The organism is Streptomyces sp. VNUA24 (assembly GCF_029167005.1).
Taxonomy (GTDB): domain Bacteria; phylum Actinomycetota; class Actinomycetes; order Streptomycetales; family Streptomycetaceae; genus Streptomyces; species Streptomyces scabiei.
This window is the reverse complement of sequence record NZ_CP119143.1, coordinates 8,201,454-8,216,669: the sequence shown is the minus strand read 5'-3', so window position 1 is coordinate 8,216,669 and position 15,216 is coordinate 8,201,454. Positions and strand designations below refer to the sequence as shown.

Sequence of the window (15,216 nt, the reverse complement as noted above, 5' to 3'; positions counted from 1 at the left end):
CCGGAAAGCGCGGGGCGCAGCCCCTGCCTTTCAGCGGCGCGGGGAACTGCGCGACCAGCCCCCACCGGCCCGCACCCGACCACGCACTCCACCCCCCGGCACCCTCGCGCGCACAGGCAGAGCGAGCCGGGAGAGACCTGGATCACGCGGCCCCCGCTCAACGCCTCACCCTTCCGGCCGGTCTTCGAACACGGCGGGCGGCACAGCCCGCCGGTACCCGAAGTCGCATGGACGAGGTCGCACGGATGAGGACGGACCGTTGAACAGGGCCGCCCGCCTGGCCCGCGCCGAATGGGGCCACCTGTACGGAACCGTGCGCGCGGCCGTGGCGGCCCGGCGCCTGCGGGCCGCCCCCATGACGCTCGCCGCCGTCTGTCTCGCGACGGTCGTGCACCTGGTGCACCGGCAGCCCTGGGGCTACCGGTTCATCGAGGACGCCGGTGCCGTACGGGCCGAGGACCCGCTCGGGCTCGCGCTGCTGCGGACGCCGCTCTCCCTCTTCGTACCGGCGCTGGACCTGCCCGTGTGGGGCGCGCTGGCGCAGATCCTGCTCGTGTTCGGGATCGCGGAGATCTCACTGGGCCGGCGCCGGACGCTGGCGATCGCGTACGCCGCCACCCTGGCCGGCACGCTGTACGCGCGCGTGGGCATCGCCCTCGGCCCGGACGTCCTCCTCGTGGGGCTGCCCGCGTCGGACGCGCGGGTCGTGGACACCGGGCCGTCGGCGGCCGTGGTGGGACTCGCGGTGTACGTCGGGTGGCGGCACCGGGCGTACGTCACGGCGGGCGCGGTCGTGCTGGCGATGGTCGTCGAGGTGCTGGTGAAGGAGAACCTCGCGGGCAAGGAGCATCTGGCGGCGATCGCGGCGGTGCTGCTGGTGTGCGGGATCGAGGCCGCGCGTCAGCGGCGGTCCGGCCGTCCGGCCGGGCCCGACGGACCGGTGCGTCCGGACGGACCGGTGCGCCCGACCGGTCCGGACGGGCGCGGCGGACCGGCCGGAAGCGCGGGGCGGGTGGCGGACTCCAGTGCCGGTGCCCTGTCCGGGGTGCCGCCGAGCCAGTCCTGAAGGCGCCGGCTGGGGCCGGTCCAGCGGCGGTCGTGGCGGTAGGCGCGTCTCCAGGAGCGGGCGCGGGCGCGCGGACGGCGGCGGTAGAAGCGGCGCGCCCAGACGGAGGTGGGGCGGGCCAGGCGCACGGCTCCGACGACGGCGATGAACGGGATGACCACCCCGAAGATCGCGGTGCGGGTCTTGCCCTTGGCCAGGGCGATCAGGGCGATGAGGAAGTTCGTCCCCATGGTGAGCATGACCGCGCCCCGGTCCTGCATCTCCTCCTCGTCGAGGTCGTTGACGCCGAAGGGGAGGAAGCCGACCAGCAGCAGGCCCACCAGGGCCGCCGTCAGCACGACCACCTCGACGCTCTGCCGGCCCTCCTCGCTCCAGTACACGTCGTCCAGGTGCAGGATCAGCGCGAACTCGTCCAGCACCAGGCCCACCCCCATGCCGAACAGCACGGCGGAGATCAGCGCGCCGAAGCCGTGCCCGTCGCCCGCCACCGAGCCGAAGCCGCCGACGACGGCGAGGACGATGCCGGGGACGACGTGGTGGATGTGGACCCCGCCGCTGCCGCTGATGTTCCGGAAGGGGCCCTTGCCCGCGCGGATGAGGCGGGTGATGACCCGGGTGATCAGGAACGTCAGGACGAACGCGGTGAGGGCGAGGAGCAGGGGCAGCTTGCCCGGCTCGATGATGTTCCGCTCCCACCAGGTACCCATATGCGCACTTTATCCAGGGCCGCCCTCGGCCGCCGCCGAGGCCGCCCGGCCCGCCGGGTAGCCTGCGCCGGTGTCCACGCCCCCCGAGCCCCCCGTCCCGCCCCGCGCCGCGCCCCTCGACGGCCCGCGTTTCGCGTTCGGCACCCTGACCGTGCTGCCGGTGACCGTGCACCGCTGGGACCGGGAGGCCGCGCGGGCCGGGATGCTGTGCGCACCGGTCGCCGGGCTGACTGTGGGCCTGGGCGCGGCCGGGCTCGGCGGTCTGCTGCTGCTCCTCGGCGCCGGTCCGCAGCTCGCCGCCGTGGCCTCCGTCGCCGTACCGGCCGTTCTCACTCGGGGCCTGCATCTGGACGGGCTCGCCGACACCGCCGACGGGCTGGGCAGCGGCCGGCCCGCCGAGGACGCCCTGCGGATCATGAAGCAGTCGGACATCGGGCCCTTCGGGGTCGTCACCCTCGTCCTGGTGCTGCTGGCCCAGACGGCCGCGCTCACCGGGGCGTACGGCGAGTCCTGGGCGCTGGGCGCGCTCGCGACGGTCGTCTCGGCGACCGCCGCACGGCTGGCCCTGACCCTGGCCGCGCGCGCCGGCGTTCCCCCGGCCCGGCCGGAGGGGCTGGGGGCCGCGGTGGCGGGGGTGGTGCCGCCGGGGTCCGCGCTGCTCGTGGCCGCCCTGGTGGGGTGCGCGGCGGCGGGCGCGGGGGCGCTCCTCGGGCCGTACGACCTGGGCCGCGCGGTGCTCGCGGTCGTCGTCGCCTGCGGTGCCGCCGAGCTGCTGCTCCGCCACTGCGTGCGGCGGTTCGGCGGTGTCACCGGGGATGTCTTCGGCGCTCTGGCGGAGACGGCGGCGACGGCGGCCCTCGTGGTGTTCGCCCTCGGGTGACCTGCTCCCCCTCGGGTGACCTCAGGAGTGCTTTCGGGTGACCTCGTGGGTGTTCTCCCAGGTGGTCAGCAGGCCCTGCGCCACACCCCCAGATCCCACTTCTTCAGCAGCGAGCTGAGTTCCAGGCGCCGGGCCTCGGGGCAGAAGTCCGCCGTCCTCATCTCGTACTCGACGTGGAAGACGGCCTTGCCGGCCTCGATGAACGGGGTCAGGTCCTCGCACTCCTCGAACTGGGCGCACTGTTCGTTGACGGCGAAGTCGAAGTCGTCGACGAGGGCCGGTATCTGGTCGAGGTCGTTCTTCAGGCCGACCGCGAGGCCGCGTTCGTGGGCCAGGCGGGCGACGAGACGGTTGTAGCGGAGCTGGTCGGCGGCCTTGAGCGGGAAGCCCGTCCGGTTGCGGTAGCCGTCCATGTTGTCGGGTTCGACCGCGTCGAAGCCCTTCTCCGCGCACATGTCGATGCGGGCGGCCATCAGGGGTTCGAGCACGTCGGTCTCGCGGATGTCGAGCCAGCGCTCGCCGTCCCAGCCGTTGCCCTTCCCCAGGACCGACTTCGGGAACTCCCCGGCGTCCGGGCGCCAGTCCTCCCAGGCGCCGGTCGACAGGTAGCAGATGACCTTACGACCGTCGTCGTGCAGCTCGGCGACCGTGCCGGCCGACTGGTCGAAGCCGTCGATGTCGTACACGGGGACGTCGACGGAGGTGTCCAGGCGCCCGCTGAGCTGCCACTGCCACGGGGTGCCGGGCCTCGGCCGCCAGTGGGCGCCCGGCTCCTCCCCGGCGCCGTCGGGGGCGGTGGTGCATCCCGCTGTCAGCAGGAGCAGGGACAGCAGGAGGCTGCGGGCGGGGGCGCGGCTCATCGGGTGGGCTCCAGGGCGTGCGACGGCGTACCCCCGTGATGATCCCCCACGCCGGATGCCGCGCCGGTGCGCGGGCGCTTCGTGCGCCCCCGTGGTCGGGAAGCCGTGCCGGGAGCGGCGGGCGCGAGAATCCTCAACAGCGCCTCGTGCAGGGCGATAAGGGATCCCCCTATCTCTGAGACATGGGGATCTCCCTGCACGTCCGGAGCGGAAAGTCAGGGAGGCTGGTCGCAGCGGACGCCGCGCGGACGGCAGGAACGCGACCGGCCCACGCCCCAGGTCCGAGGGGCCGAACAAGGGCCTAGGCTCGTTCCCGGCACGTCGACCCATCCGTTCGGCCACCGAAACTCAATCGGAAGCGAGATTTCACCACCGTGACTGCTCTCACTCTCAGCACCGCCGCCGCGCCCGGCCTCCGCGCCGACGCGATCGTGGTCGGTGTCGCGAAGGGCCCCGCATCTCGGCCCGGGGGCCTGGTCGTAGCGCCGGGCGCCGAAGCTGTGGACAAGGCCTACGACGGCAAGCTCGCCGGCCTTCTGGAGACCCTCGGTGCCTCGGGCGCCGAGGGCGAGGTGACGAAGCTGCCCGCGCCGTCCGGTTTCAAGGCGCCGCTCGTGCTGGCGGTGGGCCTGGGCGCGGTGCCCGAGAAGGACGGCGCGTTCGGCGCGGAGACGCTGCGCCGCGCGGCCGGTGCCGCGGCCCGTGCCCTGTCCGGGACGAAGAAGGCCGCGTTCGCGCTGCCCGTCGCCGACGCCGACGCCGTGGGCGCCGTCGCCGAGGGCGCGCTGCTCGGCGCGTACTCCTTCGACGCCTACAAGGGCAACGCCAAGGACCCGAAGGCGAAGGACGCCAAGGGCCCGCTCGCCGACGTCGTCCTGCTCGGCGCGAAGCCGCGCGACAAGGCCCACAAGGCCGCCGCCGAGCGCGCGACCGCGGTGAGCGAGGAGCTGAACCGCGCCCGCGACCTCATCAACACCCCGCCGAACGACCTCGACCCCGAGGCCTTCGCCGCCGTCGCCCAGACCGCGGCCAAGGAGCACGGCATCAAGGTGACCGTCCTCGACGAGAAGGCGCTCGCCAAGGGCGGCTACGGCGGCATCCTCGGCGTCGGCGCGGGCTCCGCGGCCACGCCCCGCCTGGTGCAGCTGTCGTACACCAGCTCCAAGGCGAAGAAGCACCTGGCGTTCGTCGGCAAGGGCATCACCTACGACTCGGGCGGTATCTCCCTCAAGCCCGCCGGGCACAACGAGACGATGAAGTGCGACATGAGCGGTGCCGCCGCCGTGTTCGCCGCGGTCGTCGCCGCCGCCCGGCTGGGGCTGGAGGTCAACGTCACGGGCTGGCTCGCCCTCGCCGAGAACATGCCGTCCGGCTCCGCCACCCGCCCGGGTGACGTGCTGCGCATGTACAGCGGCAAGACGGTGGAGGTGCTGAACACCGACGCCGAGGGCCGGCTGGTGCTGGCCGACGCGCTCGCCAAGGCGTCCGAGGACAAGCCGGACGCGATCGTCGACGTGGCGACGCTGACCGGGGCGATGATGCTGGCGCTGGGCAACCGGACCTTCGGGATCATGGCGAACGACGACGCGTTCCGCTCCGCGGTGCACGAGGCGGCCGAGGAGTCCGGTGAGCCGGCGTGGCCGATGCCGCTGCCGGACCACCTGCGCAAGGGGATGGACTCCCCGACCGCCGACATCGCGAACATGGGCGAGCGCTACGGCGGCGGGCTCGTCGCCGGGCTGTTCCTGAAGGAGTTCGTCGGCGAGGGGATCACCTGGGCGCACCTGGACATCGCGGGGCCGGCGTTCAACGAGGGCGGGCCCTTCGGGTACACGCCCAAGGGCGGCACCGGGACGGCCGTGCGGACGCTGGTGCGGCTGGCCGAGCGGGCCGCCTCCGGCGACCTGGGGTGATGTCCGCCCCCTGGCTCGACACCTGAGGGACGCGGGCGACTGCGGGCCGGCTGTGGCCGGTCGCGCAGTTCCCCGCGCCCCCGACGGGGCGCGGCCCCTCGGCCCCCCCGTCACATCTGAGCGTGTGGTGTCTCACACCCCGGCCCGGCGTCTCGTTCCCTTCCGACAAGTGCGAAGATGGGGCTCGGCAGGACAGGGCCCCCACCACAGGGCCGAAGAAGAGCGGCCGGACACCAGCCGCCGCGCGGGTCTCGGACGACCGGCGTACGGCGCACATGCATGGAGGACGTGACGTGGCGAACGACGCCAGCACCGTTTTCGACCTAGTGATCCTCGGCGGTGGCAGCGGTGGTTACGCCGCGGCGCTGCGCGGGGCCCAGCTGGGCCTGGACGTCGCCCTGATCGAGAAGGACAAGGTCGGCGGCACCTGCCTGCACCGGGGATGCATCCCCACGAAGGCCCTGCTCCACGCGGGCGAGATCGCCGACCAGGCCCGCGAGAGCGAGCAGTTCGGCGTGAAGGCCACCTTCGAGGGCATCGACGTGCCCGCCGTGCACAAGTACAAGGACGGTGTGATCTCCGGCCTGTACAAGGGTCTGCAGGGGCTCATCGCCTCCCGCAAGGTCACCTACATCGAGGGTGAGGGCCGTCTGTCCTCCCCGACCTCCGTGGATGTCAACGGCCAGCGCATCCAGGGCCGTCACGTCCTGCTGGCGACCGGCTCCGTGCCGAAGTCGCTTCCGGGCCTGGAGATCGACGGCAACCGGATCATCTCCTCGGACCACGCCCTCGTCCTGGACCGGGTCCCGAAGTCGGCGATCGTCCTCGGCGGCGGTGTCATCGGCGTCGAGTTCGCCTCCGCCTGGAAGTCCTTCGGCACCGACATCACGATCATCGAGGGGCTGAAGCACCTCGCCCCCCTCGAGGACGAGAACTCCTCCAAGCTTCTTGAGCGCGCCTTCCGCAAGCGCGGCATCAAGTTCAACCTGGGCACCTTCTTCTCGAAGGCCGAGTACACCCAGGACGGTGTCAAGGTCACCCTCGCCGACGGCAAGGAGTTCGAGGCCGAGCTGCTGCTGGTGGCCGTCGGCCGCGGCCCCGTCTCCGCCGGTCTCGGCTACGAGGAGCAGGGCGTCGCCATGGACCGCGGCTACGTCCTGGTCGACGAGTACATGCGGACCAACGTCCCGACCATCTCCGCCGTCGGTGACCTGGTCCCGACGCTCCAGCTCGCGCACGTCGGCTTCGCCGAGGGCATCCTGGTGGCGGAGCGTCTGGCCGGCCTGAAGGCCGTTCCGATCGACTACGACGGTGTGCCGCGGGTGACGTACTGCCACCCGGAGGTCGCCTCCGTGGGCATCACCGAGGCCAAGGCCAAGGAGATCTACGGCGCGGACAAGGTCGTCGCTCTGAAGTACAACCTCGCGGGCAACGGCAAGAGCAAGATCCTCCAGACCGCGGGCGAGATCAAGCTCGTGCAGGTCAAGGACGGTGCGGTGGTCGGCGTCCACATGGTCGGCGACCGCATGGGCGAGCAGGTCGGCGAGGCCCAGCTGATCTACAACTGGGAAGCGCTGCCCTCCGAGGTCGCCCAGCTCATCCACGCCCACCCGACGCAGAACGAGGCGCTCGGCGAGGCCCACCTGGCCCTCGCGGGCAAGCCGCTGCACTCGCACGACTGACCCCTCGGTCGACGAAGCGACGATCCAGACTTCCGCAATTCGTTAAGGAGCAACAGAAACCATGGCGGTTTCCGTAACCCTTCCGGCGCTCGGCGAGAGCGTCACCGAGGGCACTGTCACCCGCTGGCTGAAGGCCGAGGGTGAGCGCGTAGAGGCCGACGAGCCGCTGCTCGAGGTCTCGACCGACAAGGTCGACACCGAGATCCCCTCCCCCGCCGCGGGCATCCTGGCCTCCATCAAGGTCGCCGAGGACGAGACGGTCGAGGTCGGCGCCGAGCTGGCCCTGATCGACGACGGCTCGGGCGCGCCCGCCGCCGCCCCGGCCCCCGCCGCCGAGGAGGCCTCGGCTCCGGCCCCCGAGCCCGCCGCGGCCGCGCCCTCCACCGAGCAGGAGACCCCCGCTCCGGCCCCGACCGCGGAGGCGGCCACCGGCGCCGGCTCGGCCGAGGGCACCGACGTGGTCCTCCCGGCGCTCGGCGAGTCCGTCACCGAGGGCACCGTCACCCGCTGGCTGAAGGAGGTCGGCGACTCGGTCGAGGCCGACGAGCCGCTGCTGGAGGTCTCCACCGACAAGGTCGACACCGAGATCCCGGCGCCCACCTCCGGTGTGCTGCTGGAGATCACGGTCGCCGAGGACGAGACCGCCGAGGTCGGCGCCAAGCTGGCCGTCATCGGTGCCCCGGGTGCCGCTCCGGCGGCTGCCCCGGCCGCCCCGGCTCCGGCGCCCGCCGCCGCTGCCCCGGCCCCGGCGGCCCCCGCGCCCGCCCCGGCCGCCCCCGCGGCTCCGGCCCCCGCGCCTGCCGCCCCGGCCGCTCCGGCCCCGGCGCCCGCCGCCGCTGCCCCGGCCGCTCCGGCCGCCGCGCCCGCGCCCGTCACCCCGGCCCCGGCCGCCGCGGCCCCGGCTGCCGCCAAGGCCACCGACGAGGGCGCCTACGTCACCCCCCTGGTGCGCAAGCTCGCCGCCGAGCACGGTGTCGACCTGGGCTCCGTCAAGGGCACCGGCGTCGGCGGCCGTATCCGCAAGCAGGACGTCGTCGCCGCCGCCGAGGCCGCGAAGGCCGCTGCCGCCGCTCCGGCTCCCGCCGCCGCACCGGCCGTCGCCGCCAAGAAGGCTCCGTCCCTGGAGGCGTCCCCCCTCCGTGGCCAGACCATCAAGATGCCGCGCATCCGCAAGGTCATCGGCGACAACATGGTCAAGGCGCTGCACGAGCAGGCGCAGCTGTCGTCGGTCGTCGAGGTCGACGTCACCCGCCTGATGCGGCTGCGCGCCCGCGCGAAGGACTCGTTCGCGGCGCGCGAGGGCGTGAAGCTCTCCCCGATGCCGTTCTTCGTGAAGGCAGCGGCCCAGGCGCTGAAGGCGCACGCGCCCATCAACGCCCGGATCAACGAGGCCGACGGCACGATCACCTACTTCGACGCCGAGAACATCGGTATCGCGGTGGACTCCGAGAAGGGCCTGATGACCCCGGTCATCAAGGGCGCCGGCGACCTCAACATCGCCGGTATCGCCAAGGCCACCGCCGACCTGGCGGGCAAGGTGCGTGCCAACAAGATCACGCCGGACGAGCTGTCCGGCGCGACCTTCACCATCTCCAACACCGGTTCGCGCGGCGCGCTGTTCGACACGATCATCGTGCCGCCGAACCAGGTCGCGATCCTCGGCATCGGCGCGACGGTCAAGCGCCCCGCCGTGATCGAGACGGAGGAGGGCACGGTCATCGGCGTCCGCGACATGACGTACCTGACCCTCTCCTACGACCACCGTCTGGTCGACGGCGCCGACGCGGCCCGTTACCTGACGGCGGTCAAGGCGATCCTGGAGGCGGGCGAGTTCGAGGTCGAGCTCGGTCTGTAGTCCCCGGGCGCACGCGCCACGACGATGCCCCGTCCGGAGTTCTCCGGGCGGGGCATCCGCGCGTGCGCGCCCTGTCGCCGAGGGGCCCCTCAGCCTGGCCGGTACGGGTCTTTACAAACCGGCGCTCCTCGGGGGCGTGTAAGTCTCGTCTCACCTGCGCGAAAGCACGCCCGTGCGCCTCTCCCCCGGAGGGCCGCGGCTTTATTGTCTAGAGGTCACCGCCCTTGGGGCTCTGTCCCCCGCCGAAGGAGCCCGCATGACCACCGCGCCCGTCGTCCACTCGCTGCGCGAACAGATCCGCGAGCACATCGTGGAAGGCATCGTGAGCGGGCGGTGGAAGCCGGGTGAGCGGATCGTGGAGCGGCGGATCGCGACGGAGCTGGAGGTCAGCCAGACGCCCGTGCGGGAGGCACTGCGCGAGCTGGAGTCGCTGCGGTTGATCGAATCCGCGCCGAACAAGGGCGTACGGGTGCGGAACCTGACGGCGGCCGACCTGGAGGAGAGCTACCCGGTCCGGGCCGGCCTGGAGGCGATCGCGGCGGAGCTGGCGGCGGAGCGGCTGGCGGAGGACTGCTCGGCGCTGGAGCCGCACGTGGCCGCGCTGTACGAGGCGGACCGCAACGCGGACGGGACGTCCCAGGTGCGGCACACGGTGGCGTTCCACCGGGAGCTGGTGCGGGCGGCGGGCAACTCGGTGCTGCTGCACACGTGGGAGGGGCTGGGCATCGAGGTCTTCACGGCCCTGTCGATCCGCTGGCTGGGGACGGTGCAGCAGTCGTACGCCGAGGAGCACGAGGAGCTGGTCGCCGCGTTCCGTCGCCGCGACCCGCGGATCGCGGACCTGGTCAAGTCCCACGTCCTGGGCTGCGCCCCGCACACGGACGAACCGGCCTAGCCACCGGGGGGTTAAAAGCATGGGGGGAGCCCGGGTGACCAAGGGGCGCGGGGAACTGCGCGAGAAGCCCCCACCGGAGCCGCACCCGCCTACGCACCCAGACGACCCACCCCCTGAGCGAACCCCCGCTCAAACGCCGCCCCACCTGCACAAACCCGGGGTCACACAGGTCACCCGGTGCCACCGCCGGAGGCACCCCGTGCCGACTTTCTCGTGATCAAGATATTTTGCCCGCAACCCTTTGATCGATCATCGATCAGCGGGTTACAGTCACCGACGGGCTTCCACAGGAGCCCGTCGCCCTGTCCTGCCAAAGACCAAGGGCAACCCCCGAACGCTTACCGATGAGGGAACCCCCTTCGACTGAGGAAGGCGGCGCAATGACCGACTCCCACGCCATCCAGCCGAGCGCGCTCGACCAGCTCCCCGACCGGGACCCGGAGGAGACCGCCGAATGGCAGGCCTCCCTGGACGCCGTCGCCAAGGCGGCCGGACCGCACCGCGCGGCGTACCTGATGCGGCGCACCCTGGAGCGCGCGGAGGGCAACGGCATCGCGCTGCCCAAGCTGCTCGAATCGGACTACGTCAACACCATCCCCACCGCCGCCGAGCCGGGCATCCCCGGTGACGAGGCGATGGAGCGCCGTATCACCGCGTGGAACCGCTGGAACGCCGCCGCGATGGTGACCCGCGGCAGCAAGTACGGCGTCGGCGGCCACATCGCGACGTTCGCCTCCGCGGCCTGGCTCTACGAGACGGGCTTCAACCACTTCTTCAAGGGCAAGGAGGCCGACGGCTCGGGCGACCAGCTCTACATCCAGGGCCACGCCTCCCCCGGCATCTACGCCCGCGCCTTCCTCGACGGCCGGCTGAACGAGTCCCACCTGGACAACTTCCGCCGCGAGTCGGGCGGCGACGGCCTCCCGTCGTACCCGCACCCCCGCCGCCTGCCCTGGCTGTGGGAGTTCCCGACGGTGAGCATGGGCCTCGGCCCCCTCTCCGCCATCTACCAGGCGCGCTTCAACCGCTATCTGACCAGCCGCGCCATCAAGGACGTCTCGGCCTCCCACGTCTGGGCGTTCCTCGGCGACGGCGAGATGGACGAGCCCGAGTCCACGGCGGCACTCGCCCTGGCCTCCCGTGAGGGTCTCGACAACCTCACCTTCGTCATCAACTGCAACCTGCAGCGCCTCGACGGCCCGGTCCGCGCCAACTTCAAGATCGTGCAGGAGCTGGAGGCCCAGTTCCGCGGCGCCGGCTGGAACGTGATCAAGACCCTGTGGGGCTCCGCCTGGGACGAGCTGTTCCAGCTCGACACCACGGGCGCGCTCGTCCGCCGCCTGCGCGAGGTACCGGACGCGCAGGTGCAGACGTACCAGACCCGCGACGCCGCCTACATCCGCCAGGACTTCTTCGGCAAGGACCCGGCGCTCGTCGAGATGGCGAAGCTGCTGAGCGACGACAAGATCCTGGAGTGCTTCCACCTCTCGCGCGGTGGTCACGAGGCGCGCAAGGTGTACGCCGCCTACAAGGCCGCCGTCGAGTTCAAGGGCGCCCCGACCGTGATCCTGGCGCAGACCGTCAAGGGCTTCACCCTCGGCGAGGGCTTCGCGTCGAAGAACGCCAACCACCAGATGAAGAAGCTGTCGACGGACGAGTTCAAGCAGATGCGTGATCTGCTCGAACTCCCCATCAAGGACAGCGACTTCGTCGACGGGGTCGTGCCCTACGGCCACCCGGGCGCCGACTCCCCCGAGGTCCGCTACCTCCAGGAGCGCCGCGCGGCCCTCGGCGGCCCGGCGCCCGCCCGTCGTACGCACGCCCTGGCGCCGCTCCCGGCCGCCGCCGACAAGACCTTCGCCGCCTTCGACAAGGGGTCCGGCTCGCAGAACGTGGCGACGACCATGGCCTTCGTCCGGCTCGTCAAGGACCTGGTCCGCGACAAGCAGACCGGCCGCCGCTGGGTGCCGATCGTCCCCGACGAGGCCCGCACCTTCGGCATGGAGTCGCTGTTCCCGTCGCTCGGGATCTACTCCCCCAAGGGCCAGACGTACGAGCCGGTCGACCGTGACCAGCTGATGTACTACAAGGAGGCCAAGGACGGGCAGATCCTCAACGAGGGGATCACCGAGGCCGGTTCGATGGCCGACTTCATCGCCGCCTCGACGTCGTACGCGACGCACGGCGAGGCGATGATCCCGTTCTACATCTTCTACTCGATGTTCGGCTGGCAGCGCACGGCCGACCAGATGTGGCAGCTCGGCGACCAGCTCGGCCGCGGCTTCCTCGTCGGCGCCACGGCCGGCCGTACGACCCTGACGGGCGAGGGCCTGCAGCACGCCGACGGCCACTCACCGGTCATCGCGGCGACGAACCCGGCCGCGCTGACGTACGACCCGGCGTTCGCGTACGAGGTCGCGGCGATCGTCAAGGACGGTCTGCGCCGGATGTACGGCGAGGCGGCCCCGGGCGAGGACCCGAACGTCTTCTACTACCTGACCGTCTACAACGAGCCGCTGCCGCAGCCCGCGAAGCCGGGCGTGGCCGGGGTGGACGAGGGCATCGTCAAGGGCCTGTACCGCTTCAACACGGCCGAGTCGGCGGGGCTGTCCCCGGTGGCGAACGCGCCGCGCGTCCAGCTGCTCGGTTCCGGTACGGCGATCCACTGGGCCCTGGAGGCGCAGAAGCTGCTCGCGGAGGAGTGGGGTGTCGCGGCGGACGTGTGGTCGGCGACGTCCTGGAGCGAGCTGCGGCGGGACGCGCTGGAGGCGGATGCCGCGCTGCTGCGCGGGGAGGAGCGGACGCCGTACGTCCGGCAGGCGCTGCAGGGTGCCGAGGGGCCGGTGCTGGCGGTGTCCGACTACATGCGCCAGGTTCCGGACCAGATCGCGCAGTGGGTGGAGCAGGACTACTCCTCGCTCGGTGCGGACGGGTTCGGCATCTCCGACACCCGGGAGGCGGCGCGGCGCCACTTCGGCGTCGACGCGCAGTCGGTCGTGGTCGCGGCGCTCGCGCAGCTCGCGCGGCGGGGTGAGGTCAAGGCGACCTCCGTGAAGGAGGCCCGGGAGCGGTACGGGCTGTAGGGAGCCGGGGGCGCCTCATGACTCGGGGGTGCGGGTTCGTCGGCGGGTGCGGCTCCGGTGGGGGCTGGTCGCGCAGTTCCCCGCGCCCCTGAAAAGCAGGGGCTGCGGCCCCTGCTTTTCGGCCCGCAGGGGCCGTTGCTCTTAGGGGCGCGGGGAACTGCGCGAGCAACCCCCACCCACCCGCAGCCGAAGAACGCACCCGACATCCCACCCCCTTTTGTCACATCGGCCCGGCATCATGGCCCCATGCGTGCTGCCCGGCTGATCAAAATGGTGTTGCTGCTTCAGGCCCGGCCCTCCATGACCGCCGCCGAACTCGCCCGGGAGCTGGAGGTGTCCGAGCGCACCGTCACCCGGGACGCCCAGGCGCTGTCGGAGGCGGGGGTCCCGGTGTACGCGGACCGGGGGCGGGCCGGTGGGTACCGGCTGATCGGCGGGTACCGGACCCGGCTCACGGGGCTGGCCCGCAGCGAGGCCGAGGCGCTGTTCCTCAGCGGTGTGCCGGGTGCGCTGCGGGAGATGGGGCTGGAGGACGCCGCCTCCGCCGCCCGGCTGAAGGTGTCGGCCGCCCTGCTGCCCTCCCTCCGCGACGCCTCCCGTACGGCCGCCCAGCGTTTCCACCTCGACGCACCCAGCTGGTTCCAGGAGCCGAAGACCCCCGAGCTGCTGCCGGCCGTCGCGGACGCCGTGTGGGACGACCGCCGGATCGTCGCGCGGTACCGCAGGGGCGACGTGGAGGTCGGGCGGGAGCTGGAGCCGTACGGTCTCGTCCTCAAGGCCGGTGTCTGGTACCTGTGCGCCCGTGTGCCCGCCGCGGGCGACGGCACCGGTGAGGGCACCGGCTCGTTCCGGACCTACCGCATCGACCGCTTCCTCTCCGTCGAGGACGGCGGCGAGCGCTTCGCCCGCGACGAGGAGTTCGATCTGCCGGGGTACTGGGACGAGCAGACGGAACGGTTCGCCCGGTCGATCCTGCACACCGAGGTCGTCGTACGGCTGTCGGCGCGGGGGCTGCGGAGGCTGGCGTACGTCGTGGATCCCGTGTCCGCGCGCGACGCCCTGGCGGCGGCCGGCTCCCCCGACGAGCTGGGCCGGACCACCGTCACCCTCCGGGTCGAGTCGTGGGAGGTGGCCCACACCCAGCTCACGGCGCTGGGGCCGGAGGCCGAGGTGCTGGCCCCGGCGGAGCTGCGGGAGCGCTTCGCGGACGACGCGCGCCGGCTCGCCGGGCTCTACAGCGACGCGTGAGTCCGCCGGGCGCGTCCGCATCGGTCATAACGATCCGCCGTCCTCCGCGTGCGTCCCACCCGCCCAGGCACGATGCTGGACCCGTGATGGACGAGACGGAGTTCTGGGAGCTGGTGGACACGTCCCGCGAGGACGCCGAGGGCGACCCCGAGGACCAGGCCGACCTGCTCGTGGAACGGCTCGGCCGGCTGGACCCGGAGGCGGTGCTGGACTTCGCCCGGCACTTCGAGTCCCGCTACAACCGCGCCTACACCTGGGACCTCTGGGGCGCCGCGTGGGTGCTGCTGGACGGTGCCAGTGACGACGCGTTCGACTTCTTCCGGTGCTGGCTGATCGGTCAGGGCCGGGAGGTGTTCGAGGGCGCGGTCCACGATCCCGACTCCCTCGCCGGTCTGCTGGACGACTTCGACGACGAGGTCGACGGGGACGGCGAGGAGCTGGGCTACGCCGCGGACGAGGCGTACGAGCAGCTCACCGGTGTGGTCGCCCCGGACCTCGGTCTCCCGCCCCCGCCCCGTGAACCGGAGGGCACCCCGCTGGACTTCGAGGACGAGGCGGCGCTCGCCGAGCGCTGCCCGAAGCTCTGGGAACGCTTCCGGGGCGAGGGCTGAGACGGGTCCCTTCGGGGGCGAGAGCCGCGGCTGCCGCCGTTCAGGGGCGTGAGCCGCGGTTCCCCGCGCGCGGCACGTACGCGTACTGCCCGTCGGTGGACGGCCGGGCGTGCCGTCCCCGCTCCTGACCGGGGGCGGGGTGCTCGGGGGCCGAGGCCCCGTGCAGGGGCGCGGCGTTGGCGCGGTCCAGGGCGGACGCGGTCACGGCGGACGGGCCGAGGACGACGACGGCTGCCGCGCAGGCCACCGTCCAGGGGCTCCGCAGGGCCGAGGTCCAGGACCGCCTCGGGTCGCGGGACGTGTTCTTCGTACGGCTGCCGGTCATTTTCCCCACCACTTTCCCAGGCTCCGGTCGGCGTGACACCGACGAAGTTAGGGCGCGTGTCTGGGAGAAGTCTGTGAGGCCCGGGCGCGCT

The 15,216-nt window shown here is 72.6% G+C and carries 11 protein-coding genes and 1 pseudogene; 9 read left to right on the top strand and 3 right to left on the bottom strand.

The annotated features are described in order from the left end of the window. Positions 1-259: 259 nt before the first annotated feature. Positions 260-901, top strand: a pseudogene (locus tag PYR72_RS35205) (hypothetical protein); the annotation flags it as partial. On the opposite strand, the gene PYR72_RS35200 reads toward PYR72_RS35205, so the two are convergent. Next, positions 901-1,773 carry a hypothetical protein gene (locus PYR72_RS35200; protein WP_343245549.1) on the bottom strand — a complete coding sequence of 291 codons (873 nt, stop codon included), beginning with the start codon at positions 1,771-1,773 and terminating at the stop codon, positions 901-903. The pseudogene PYR72_RS35205 and the gene PYR72_RS35200 sit on opposite strands and share 1 nt — an antisense overlap. 70 nt (positions 1,774-1,843) lie before the next feature. Between PYR72_RS35200 and PYR72_RS35195 the strand changes: the two genes are divergently transcribed. Beyond that, positions 1,844-2,653, top strand: coding sequence for an adenosylcobinamide-GDP ribazoletransferase (locus PYR72_RS35195; protein ID WP_275459051.1), 810 nt, complete (start codon positions 1,844-1,846; stop codon positions 2,651-2,653). Between the two features lie 65 nt (positions 2,654-2,718). On the opposite strand, the gene PYR72_RS35190 is transcribed toward PYR72_RS35195, so the two are convergent. Then, on the bottom strand, positions 2,719-3,513 hold the full coding sequence (locus PYR72_RS35190; protein WP_275459050.1) for an endo alpha-1,4 polygalactosaminidase: 795 nt from the start codon (positions 3,511-3,513) through the stop codon (positions 2,719-2,721). A gap of 374 nt (positions 3,514-3,887) precedes the next feature. Here PYR72_RS35190 and PYR72_RS35185 point away from each other — a divergent pair, with 374 nt between their 5' ends. From PYR72_RS35185 to PYR72_RS35155, 7 genes are all read left to right on the top strand, one after another. Next, complete coding sequence (locus PYR72_RS35185; protein ID WP_275459049.1) at positions 3,888-5,426, top strand: leucyl aminopeptidase; 1,539 nt, start codon at positions 3,888-3,890, stop codon at positions 5,424-5,426. A 293-nt stretch (positions 5,427-5,719) separates the two neighbouring features. Continuing rightward, positions 5,720-7,108: a dihydrolipoyl dehydrogenase gene (lpdA, locus tag PYR72_RS35180; protein WP_059080755.1), complete on the top strand. Its 1,389-nt coding sequence runs from the start codon at positions 5,720-5,722 to the stop codon at positions 7,106-7,108. A gap of 61 nt (positions 7,109-7,169) precedes the next feature. Further along, positions 7,170-8,963 carry a 2-oxoglutarate dehydrogenase, E2 component, dihydrolipoamide succinyltransferase gene (gene sucB, locus PYR72_RS35175; protein ID WP_275459048.1) on the top strand — a complete coding sequence of 598 codons (1,794 nt, stop codon included), beginning with the start codon at positions 7,170-7,172 and terminating at the stop codon, positions 8,961-8,963. A gap of 256 nt (positions 8,964-9,219) precedes the next feature. After that, positions 9,220-9,858 (top strand): GntR family transcriptional regulator, encoded by a 639-nt coding sequence (locus tag PYR72_RS35170; RefSeq protein WP_275459047.1) that lies wholly within the window; start codon positions 9,220-9,222, stop codon positions 9,856-9,858. 380 nt (positions 9,859-10,238) lie between these two features. Next, entirely contained in the window at positions 10,239-12,941 is a 2,703-nt protein-coding gene (gene aceE / locus PYR72_RS35165) for a pyruvate dehydrogenase (acetyl-transferring), homodimeric type (protein WP_275459046.1), read from the top strand. A gap of 246 nt (positions 12,942-13,187) precedes the next feature. Continuing rightward, positions 13,188-14,189 carry a WYL domain-containing protein gene (locus tag PYR72_RS35160; RefSeq protein ID WP_275459045.1) on the top strand — a complete coding sequence of 334 codons (1,002 nt, stop codon included), beginning with the start codon at positions 13,188-13,190 and terminating at the stop codon, positions 14,187-14,189. 86 nt (positions 14,190-14,275) lie between these two features. Continuing rightward, on the top strand, positions 14,276-14,800 hold the full coding sequence (locus tag PYR72_RS35155) for a DUF4240 domain-containing protein (RefSeq protein ID WP_275460604.1): 525 nt from the start codon (positions 14,276-14,278) through the stop codon (positions 14,798-14,800). Between the two features lie 40 nt (positions 14,801-14,840). Here the strand turns inward: PYR72_RS35155 and PYR72_RS35150 are convergent, their stop codons facing one another. Further along, on the bottom strand, positions 14,841-15,125 hold the full coding sequence (locus PYR72_RS35150) for a hypothetical protein (RefSeq protein WP_275459044.1): 285 nt from the start codon (positions 15,123-15,125) through the stop codon (positions 14,841-14,843). Positions 15,126-15,216 lie beyond the last annotated feature (91 nt).

Bases quoted from the DNA above. Each gene is read 5' to 3' on its own strand.
- PYR72_RS35170 (WP_275459047.1), top strand. From the start codon at position 9,220: ATGACCACCGCGCCCGTCGTCCACTCGCTGCGCGAACAGATCCGCGAG.
- aceE (WP_275459046.1), top strand. From the start codon at position 10,239: ATGACCGACTCCCACGCCATCCAGCCGAGCGCGCTCGACCAGCTCCCC.
- PYR72_RS35155 (WP_275460604.1), top strand. From the start codon at position 14,276: ATGGACGAGACGGAGTTCTGGGAGCTGGTGGACACGTCCCGCGAGGAC.
- PYR72_RS35200 (WP_343245549.1), bottom strand. From the start codon at position 1,773: ATGGGTACCTGGTGGGAGCGGAACATCATCGAGCCGGGCAAGCTGCCC.
- sucB (WP_275459048.1), top strand. From the start codon at position 7,170: ATGGCGGTTTCCGTAACCCTTCCGGCGCTCGGCGAGAGCGTCACCGAG.
- PYR72_RS35150 (WP_275459044.1), bottom strand. From the start codon at position 15,125: ATGACCGGCAGCCGTACGAAGAACACGTCCCGCGACCCGAGGCGGTCC.
- PYR72_RS35160 (WP_275459045.1), top strand. From the start codon at position 13,188: ATGCGTGCTGCCCGGCTGATCAAAATGGTGTTGCTGCTTCAGGCCCGG.
- PYR72_RS35190 (WP_275459050.1), bottom strand. From the start codon at position 3,513: ATGAGCCGCGCCCCCGCCCGCAGCCTCCTGCTGTCCCTGCTCCTGCTG.